Source organism: Streptomyces sp. NPDC006283, assembly GCF_040613325.1.
Taxonomy (GTDB): domain Bacteria; phylum Actinomycetota; class Actinomycetes; order Streptomycetales; family Streptomycetaceae; genus Streptomyces.
This window is the reverse complement of sequence record NZ_JBEXRZ010000089.1, coordinates 20,333-28,181: the sequence shown is the minus strand read 5'-3', so window position 1 is coordinate 28,181 and position 7,849 is coordinate 20,333. Positions and strand designations below refer to the sequence as shown.

The window sequence follows — 7,849 nt, the reverse complement described above, 5'->3', positions numbered from 1 at the left end:
GCACCTCGATGGTCGAGGGCCGCATCTCCGCCGGCGTCGTCGTCGGCGACGGCTCCGACATCGGCGGCGGCGCCTCCACCATGGGCACCCGGAACGTCTCCCGGTCCGCCCCCGCCCCGGGGTGCTCTCTCAGCCCATGAAACCACCGTAGTAGCCGCCGAGCCTGTCCCGGTATGCCGGGTCGTCGGCGTGTGCGTCCTTGTGGAACTCGGGCGCGTTCTTGATCTCTTCCCTGGTGCGGGAGACATGGACGGTCTCCGCCGCGATGTCGACGCTCGAAACGATGCCGGCGGGCAGCAGGACATGCTTGCCGAAGATCCACGGGCCGGTGTCGACGACGATGTGCGCGGAGCCCACCCCGTCGGAGTGCTTGTCCACCTTGCCGATGCTGCCGTCGCTCGCCTCGACCCTGAAGCCGACCAGACTGGCCTCGGTCGCGCGGCCGGAAGCGGGGGTGTAGGCCCAGAGATTCGGGTCCATGTGTTCCTCTCAACTGTGGATGGTGCCGGTCGGTTGTCGCTCAGCAGGGGCCGGGGGCCGCCTGGTCGGGGCCGGACCCCTACCAGCGGTACCAGCGGCCTCGACGGCCGCCCGTGGCCGCGGGCCGGATCACGAATCCCAGCAGCCACACGACAAGCACGATGACGGCGATCCACCAGAGAGCCTTGAGCGCAAATCCGGCACCGAAAAGAATCAGAGCCAGCAACAGGACGAGAAGCAGGGGAATCATTTCTCATCACCTCCGAAACTCCGTGTGCCCCGCACCTCGATCGACATGCTCGCGACACTACTTGTTTCTCGGGGAAATTCCCGGGTAAAAGCGCCGCGCACAAAAGTGCCGCCCACCACTCGGAAGTGGTCGGCGGCACGGTTTGGCGCGGCGCGTCAGCGCTTGAAGGCGTCCTTCACCTTACGCGCCCCGCCTTTGGCCTTCTCCTTGGCATCGCGCATATCACCCTGCGCCTGCTCCGTGCGCCCTTCGGCGGTCAGACTTTCGTCGTCCATGGCGCGCCCTGCGCCTTCCTTCACCTTGCCCCGCGCCTTTTCTGCCTTGGCACGCGCCTTTTCGCTACCGCTCATGGAAATCACCTTTCACGGTCGTCCTGACTCGCCGTTGCCCGCACTGCCGCGACGCAAACCGTAAATGCGGCGAGAAAGAAGCCGGCATTGCTGCCGGCGGATACCGGTATGGATCCGCTCGCCCCGGGGAGCCGCCGCCGGTGTTCCCACCGCGCCCGCGGTCACCGGCCGCCCGAGCCCGCCCTGGTGCGGAGTGTCCGGACGAGCCCACGGACGACGGCCACGGCGGAAACGCCGTGCGGACCTCTGCCGAGACGGGAGTCCACGGCCGGCCGGCGACGTGCGGTTCCGTGCCGCCGCAGTTCACGGACGATGCTGGTCAGCTTGGAAGACATCCGGGGCATCCCCCTCTGCTTTCGGCGTGCGGGGCGGAGCACCCCGCTCATCGGTTGCCCCGTGCGGCCCGAGGCATGCCCATACACCGGTCCGGCCCGGCGTGCCGGTTCGGCCTCAAAGCTCAGCCGGCTTCGGGTTCAGCCTTTGGGTCGCCGCCGGGTGCGGGTCCATTCGAGGAGCTCGTCCGCGGACCAGGTGTTCACGACCCGCTCCTCGGGCACCCCGCACTCCTCGGCGCGTGCGCAGCCGATGATCTGCCAGTCGAGCTGCCCCGGTGCGTGCGCGTCGGTGTCGACGGCGAACAGGACGCCCGCGTCGACAGCGCGGCGCAGTAGCCTGCGGGGCGGGTCCCGCCTCTCCGGGCGGCTGTTGATCTCCACGGCGGTGCCGTGCTCAGCGCAGGCGGCGAACACCCGGTCGGCGTCGAACTGGGACTCGGGCCGGGTGCCCCGGCCGCCGGTGACGAGCCGGCCGGTGCAGTGGCCGAGGACGTCGGTGAGCGGATTCTCGACGGCCCGGAGCATCCGCCGGGTCATCGTGTCGGAGTCCATGCGCAGCTTGGAGTGGACGGAGGCGACGACGACGTCGAGCCGTTCCAGTAGTTCCGGCTCCTGGTCGAGGCTGCCGTCGGGGAGGATGTCGCACTCGATGCCGGTGAGAAGCCGGAAGGGCTGCCATGCATCGTTCAGACGTTCCACGATCTCGAGCTGGGCGAGCAGCCGTTCCGCGCTGAGGCCTTTTGCGACCGTGAGGGTGGGTGAGTGGTCGGTGAGGACGGCCCAGTCGTGCCCGATCGCGGCGGCGGCGCGGCCCATTTCGTCGATGGGGCTGCCGCCGTCCGACCAGTCGGAGTGCATGTGGCAGTCGCCGCGCAGTGCGGCGCGGAGGTCGGCGCCGCCGTCGGCGAGCGGCGCGCCCGCCTCCTCCTCCAGCCGTTGCAGATAGGCAGGTGTTCCCCCGGCGAGGGCCTCCTCGACGACCTTGGCGGTCTTGGGGCCGATGCCCTTGATCTTGACAAGGGTTCCGGCCGCGGCGCGGTCGGAGATCTCCTGCGCCCCGAGGCCGTCGAGCGCCGCGGCTGCGGTCCGGAAGGCCCGTACGCGGTAGCTCTCCGCGAGCGAGCGTTCCAGGAGAAATGCGACACGTTCCAGTGCTTCCACCGGTTCCATCGGCACCTCCGGGCTCTTCAGCCCAGTGAACCCCGACCCCGGCCAACCGTCCAACGCTGCACGACGCAGGCGTGAACGCCAGACATCCTTTCAATCAATGGTTCAAGTATCCCTATGCCTAAAAATCAATAGCTCAACCACCCTGAACGTCTTTCTTCAGCCGATTCGGCGAGCTACTGAACCGCTGGTCAGCAGCCAGAACCCGGTCACCGCCTGCCCTCAAGGCATCACATGGCGTGACCGAAAGGGGACGTACGGCTGTGCGTTCTTCACCCGGTTCAGTCAGACTCCCGTCCGATTTCCGAAACAACAACCCACAGGAGTGTTCGAAATGCGGTACATCGCCAGAGGACTCGCGCTCGCGACCACCACCACGCTGGCTCTCGTCGCGGCGCCCGCGGTGGGCAGCGCGGGCGCGGCACAGCCCGGCACGGAGAGCCTGTACGCCCCCTCGGCCCTCGTGTTCACCGTCACGGCCGGGGACAACGCCGTGGACGGGGCGGTGCTGCGCGCGGTGACACTCAACTGCACTCCGACGGCCACCGGCACGCACCCCGCGCCGAAGGCGGCCTGCGCCGAACTGCGCGCCAACGAGGGCCGCTTCGACGCCATCACCACGCGTGACCCCGGCGTCGCCTGTACCAAGCAGTGGGACCCGGTGACCGTGACCGCCGACGGCGTGTGGAACGGCAAGCGCGTCGCCTACGTGCACACCTTCGGCAACGCTTGCGTCAAGAACACCGCCAGCGGCACGGTCTTCGCGTTCTGATGCGCGGGGCACGAAGAGCGGCCGCACGGCGTGAGGCCGCTCTTCGTGCCGGGGTTCAGGGCCCGCCCTCCGGGCCGGGGTTCAGGGCCCGCTCACCGGGCCGGGGTTCACGCCCCCGGCGGCACCCGTGAGGGGCGGCCGGAGCCCCGGGTCAGACCGTATCCCGCGACTCCGGCCAGCGCAGCGAGCAGGCCGCCCGAGGCGGTCCAGGCCCAGCGGTCCGACCACCGGCCGGAGGACCAGTCGAGCCGGGCCTCCTCCTCGTTCCGCCTGCCGTCGGCGGACACACCGGGCACCAGCGGCTCGGCGAGCGCGCCGTCGACCGCGTACCCACCGCCGGCGTCCTTCGAGACCGCCTCGACCTCGGCACGGACCGGCAGTCCGAGATCCTCCTCGGGGAGGCCGGTCACGGTCAGGCGTACGTAATAGCTGCCGGGCAGCGGGTCGTCGGCCCACGGCTCCGCGAGCGACCGCACCGTCCGCAGAACGCAGGTCAGTTCCACGTCCGGGGCGTCCTTGGCCGCCGTGCGGGCCTGCATGCCGTACATGCAGGCCTGGCGGCGGCGCAGTCCGTCGTACACGTCGATCCGCCAGGTCGAGGCGCCGTGCCGCTCCGCCGCGTCAGGCAGCGTGACCCGGGCCCTGACGGTGGGCCGCTGCTCGGCGTCGGCGGGGAACACCCAGTACAGGTAGTCACCGCTGGAAGCGTTCGCGGTGGCCTTCTGTTCCTGCTCGATCGGGGTGGCCGTACGGAAGGTGGTGCCGGCCTCGGTGGGCCCTGCCTCCGTCCCGGTCGCGCTCGGACTCGGACTCGGGGAGTCGTCCGCCAGGGCCGCGCCCGCGGGGGCGAGCAGCGCGGCGGCGGCCAGCGCGCCGGCCGTCAGCATGCGTGCGATACCCATCAGTTGGTCCTCCAGACGGCGATGCGCCAGCGCGAGACCCAGCCCCACAGGAGCCCGGCCACGAAACCGGTGAGGACGAGGGCGCCCAGCAGCCACCAGCCGCGACCGAGGCCGAAGGAGGCCACGTCCGAGGCCTCGGCGGGACCGTCGACCACGTCGACGGTGAGCTCGACGGGCAGGCCGGGCTCGGTCTTCACGGCCGGGGGCGCGGAGAAGGAGTTGCTCACCTGCAGGCAGACCGTTTCCGCCGCGGGCTTCAGGTCGACGTCGTCGGCGTCGTCGAGCTCCGGCTTCGGATATCGCAGACCGGTCGAGACGAGATCGGTACGGCCGTCTCCGGCCTCCGAGCCGCGGACGATCTCACGGCCGTGCACGGTGACGGCACGCAGCAGCACACCGTAGTCCCTGTTCACCGCCCGGTCGGCGCCGATGCTCACGGAGGCGCGGAGCTCCTGGCCGGGCAGCACGTCCACGCGGTACCAGCGGTGCTCGCCGAACGTCTCGCGGTCCGTGTAGAGGCCGGGGGCGAGCAGGGGCGCGTCGGCGCACCGCGCGGCGCCCTCCGTCGCCACCGGAGTGACGACCGGGTCGGCCGCGCGGTCCACCAACTGGCTCACACGGTCGGAGAGTTCGTCCGTGTGCTGCACGGACGTGTACGTTCCGCCGGTGGCCTCAGCGATACAGCGGAGCTGGGCGCGGGTCTTGGCATCGGGCACGAGGCCCAGGGTGTCGATGACGAGGTGGATGCCCTTCGCCGCGATCTCCCGTGCGACCTCGCACGGGTCGAGCGGTGCGCAGGTGTCCTCGCCGTCGGTGATGAGCACGATCCGCCGGGTGGCCTCCCCGCCCTCCAGGTCGTCCGCCGCTCCCAGCAACGCGGGACCGATCGGCGTCCAGCCGGTGGGCGCGAGGGTGGCGACGGCGGTCTTCGCCTCCGTCCGGTCGAGCGGTCCCACGGGGTAGAGCTGCCGGGTGTCCTTGCAGCCGCGCTTGCGGTCGTCACCGGCGTAGTCGGCGCCGAGGGTACGGATCCCGAGCTGCACCTCTTGCGGGACGGCGTCCAGTACCTCGTTGAACGCCTGCTTGGCGGCGGCCATCCGGCTCCTGCCGTCGATGTCGCGGGCCCGCATGGAGCCGCTGACGTCGAGCACGAGCTCGACCTTGGGGGATTCCTTCGCCACCGGTTCGTCGGCGGCGGCCACCCCTGCCGGGAACAGCCCGGCGACCAGGACTGCGAGCAGGGCGCAGGCCCGGGCCGCGGGCCGTTTTCTTATGATCATCCGCGGATCGTATTGACGAACCGCGGATGATCCAAAACGGGGTCCTCGAGAGGGCGGCGGCCCGGATCACCCACTCGGGCCGGGTCCGGTACGCGGGCAACGGCGGCTAAGTGACGCACCGTCGGCTTCGGGCCCGGACCTCCGCGTCGTCAGCTCGCAGTCGCCGCAGTCGACGTCGACTCGGGCGCCGTCGGCGCGGGCGGCGCCGAAGTGGGCTTGCCCGACGGAGGCGGCGTCCGCAGGAAGCGGCGCCCGATCGGCTCCGTCCAACGTGCCGTCAGCGGCCCGATGATGACCAGGATCAGGACGTATGCCGTGGCAAGCGGCCCGATACGGGGCTCGACTCCGACCGCGAGGCCCGCGATGACGATGGAGAACTCGCCCCGGGCGACGAGCGTGCCGCCCGCCCGGAGGCGCCCGCGGACTCCGATGCCCGCGCGGCGGGTTGCGTACCACCCGGTGGCGATCTTGGTCAGCGCGGTGACGACGGCGAGGATCAGCGCCGGGACGATGACGGGCGGGATGTCCGCCGGATCGGTCGACAGACCGAAGAAGACGAAGAACACCGCGGCGAACAGGTCCCGCAGCGGCGCGAGCAGGTTGTGCGCGCCCTCCGCGACCTCGCCGGAGAGTGCGATGCCGACCAGGAACGCGCCGACGGCCGCGGACACCTGGAGCTCCTGCGCGATGCCGGCGACGAAGAGCGTCAGGCCGAGGACGACCAGCAGCAGCATCTCGGGGTTGTCGGAGGAGACGGCCCGGCTGATCAGGCGCCCGTGGCGCAGCGCGACGTACAGCACGATGCTGACGGTGCCGAGTGAGATGAGCAGCGTCAGGCTGCCGCCCGCAAGGCTCAGGCCGGCGAGCAGCGCGGTGAGCAGGGGCAGGTAGACCGCCATGGCGAGGTCTTCGATGACGAGGACGCCGAGGATGACGGGTGTTTCGCGGTTACCGAGCCGCCCGAGGTCGCCGAGGACCTTGGCGATGACGCCCGAGGAGGAGATCCAGGTGACGCCGGCGAGCGCGACCGCGGCCACCGGCCCCCAGCCGAGGATCAGCGCGGCCGCCGCACCGGGCAGCGCGTTGAGGACGAAGTCGACGATCCCGGAGGGGTATTGCGTCTTGAGGTTGGTGACGAGTTCGGAGGCGCTGTACTCGAGCCCGAGGAGGAGCAGCAGGAGGATCACACCGATCTCGGCGCCGGTCGCGATGAACTCCTCGCTGGCGTTCATCGGCAGCAGGCCGCCGTGCCCGAAGGCGAGTCCGGCAAGCAGGTAGAGCGGGATGGGCGAGAACCCGATGCGTCCGGCGAGCCGGCCGAGCAGGCCCAGGGCGAGGATGATCGCCCCGAGTTCGATGAGCAGCGCGGTGGTGTCGTGCACGGGTGTCTATCCTCCGGTGATCAGTTCGGCAACGGCGTCGACGCCTTCGCGCGTGCCGACGACGACGAGCGTGTCGCCGATGGCGAAGCGGAAGTCCGGGGTGGGCGAGGGGAAGGCGGCGGTGCGACGCAGTACGGCGACGATCGACGCGCCGGTGCGGGTGCGCGCCTGGGTGTCGGCGAGCAGCCGGCCGGCATAGGGGGACCGTTTGGAGACCGGGATGTGCTCGGTCACGAGGTCGATCTCGATGTGCTGGTGCAGATGGGCGACGGGGTCGGGGACGAGCAGTTTGGACAGCGCGGTCGCCTCGTGCGGGGCGAGCGCGGCGGAGTCCTTGCAGTTGTCGTCGTCCTCGGGGTCGTGGAAGGCGAGGATGCGGCGCCCGTCCTGGTGCACGACGACGGAGAGGTGCGCACCGGCGTCGGTCTTGAGGTCGTAGCGGGTGCCGACTCCGGGCAGCGCTGTCTTGCTGACGTGGGCCGTGGGTTCCATGGGGGCTCCATAGGGAGGTCTGTGGCGGGTGCGGGCGCGGGTGTCCTGCTCCGGCTGAGGCGTCGACGGGTGCGTCGGCGGCCGTTCGGAGGGGGATTCTGCATCATGTGTCGCACACCGGCACCGGCCGCCCGTGGATCGGTTCGGTCGGGTCCGTCGATCGCCGGCCGACCGGCTCGGTCGTCAGCCGGTCCGGACCGGATCGGGAACGCCGTTGCGCGCACGGGCGTCGATCCGTGCGGACATGAGAGGGGCGGGCCGCGAGGGCGCGACGGGGCAACAGCACGGGGACGGACGGCACATGGAGGGAAACAGGGCACGGCTGCTGTACGCCATCACGTGCCCCCTCCGTTCCCGGCCGGCGGCCGGGCGCCGACGGCGCTCCCTGCCGCTCATCGCATCGCCGCGCTACAGGAACGTGGCAATGACTCGGTAAAGA

The 7,849-nt window shown here is 70.8% G+C and carries 9 protein-coding genes; 1 reads left to right on the top strand and 8 read right to left on the bottom strand.

Going from position 1 to position 7,849, the window contains the following annotated elements:
- Positions 1–129 precede the first annotated feature (129 nt).
- The 4 genes from ABZ070_RS19785 to ABZ070_RS19770 all read right to left on the bottom strand — a co-directional run bounded on the left by ABZ070_RS19785 (position 130) and on the right by ABZ070_RS19770 (position 2,585).
- Positions 130–480, bottom strand: coding sequence for a PRC-barrel domain containing protein (locus tag ABZ070_RS19785; protein ID WP_356635541.1), 351 nt, complete (start codon positions 478–480; stop codon positions 130–132).
- Between the two features lie 79 nt (positions 481–559).
- Positions 560–730 carry a hydrophobic protein gene (locus ABZ070_RS19780; protein ID WP_356635539.1) on the bottom strand — a complete coding sequence of 57 codons (171 nt, stop codon included), beginning with the start codon at positions 728–730 and terminating at the stop codon, positions 560–562.
- A 155-nt stretch (positions 731–885) separates the two neighbouring features.
- Positions 886–1,080: a CsbD family protein gene (locus tag ABZ070_RS19775; RefSeq protein ID WP_356635537.1), complete on the bottom strand. Its 195-nt coding sequence runs from the start codon at positions 1,078–1,080 to the stop codon at positions 886–888.
- 473 nt (positions 1,081–1,553) lie between these two features.
- Positions 1,554–2,585, bottom strand: coding sequence for a PHP domain-containing protein (locus ABZ070_RS19770; RefSeq protein ID WP_356635535.1), 1,032 nt, complete (start codon positions 2,583–2,585; stop codon positions 1,554–1,556).
- A 331-nt stretch (positions 2,586–2,916) separates the two neighbouring features.
- Here ABZ070_RS19770 and ABZ070_RS19765 point away from each other — a divergent pair, with 331 nt between their 5' ends.
- Positions 2,917–3,354 carry a subtilase-type protease inhibitor gene (locus ABZ070_RS19765; protein WP_356635534.1) on the top strand — a complete coding sequence of 146 codons (438 nt, stop codon included), beginning with the start codon at positions 2,917–2,919 and terminating at the stop codon, positions 3,352–3,354.
- Between the two features lie 107 nt (positions 3,355–3,461).
- Here ABZ070_RS19765 and ABZ070_RS19760 read toward each other — a convergent pair whose 3' ends face one another.
- The 4 genes from ABZ070_RS19760 to ABZ070_RS19745 all read right to left on the bottom strand — a co-directional run bounded on the left by ABZ070_RS19760 (position 3,462) and on the right by ABZ070_RS19745 (position 7,410).
- Positions 3,462–4,256 (bottom strand): hypothetical protein, encoded by a 795-nt coding sequence (locus ABZ070_RS19760; protein WP_356635532.1) that lies wholly within the window; start codon positions 4,254–4,256, stop codon positions 3,462–3,464.
- A complete protein-coding gene (locus ABZ070_RS19755; protein WP_356635530.1) occupies positions 4,256–5,536 on the bottom strand; it encodes a VWA domain-containing protein in 1,281 nt (426 codons plus the stop codon). Before ABZ070_RS19755 ends, ABZ070_RS19760 begins: the two co-directional genes overlap by 1 nt.
- 149 nt (positions 5,537–5,685) lie before the next feature.
- Positions 5,686–6,918 (bottom strand): cation:proton antiporter, encoded by a 1,233-nt coding sequence (locus ABZ070_RS19750; RefSeq protein ID WP_356635529.1) that lies wholly within the window; start codon positions 6,916–6,918, stop codon positions 5,686–5,688.
- Positions 6,919–6,924: 6 nt separating this feature from the next.
- Positions 6,925–7,410: a TrkA C-terminal domain-containing protein gene (locus ABZ070_RS19745; protein WP_356635527.1), complete on the bottom strand. Its 486-nt coding sequence runs from the start codon at positions 7,408–7,410 to the stop codon at positions 6,925–6,927.
- Positions 7,411–7,849 lie beyond the last annotated feature (439 nt).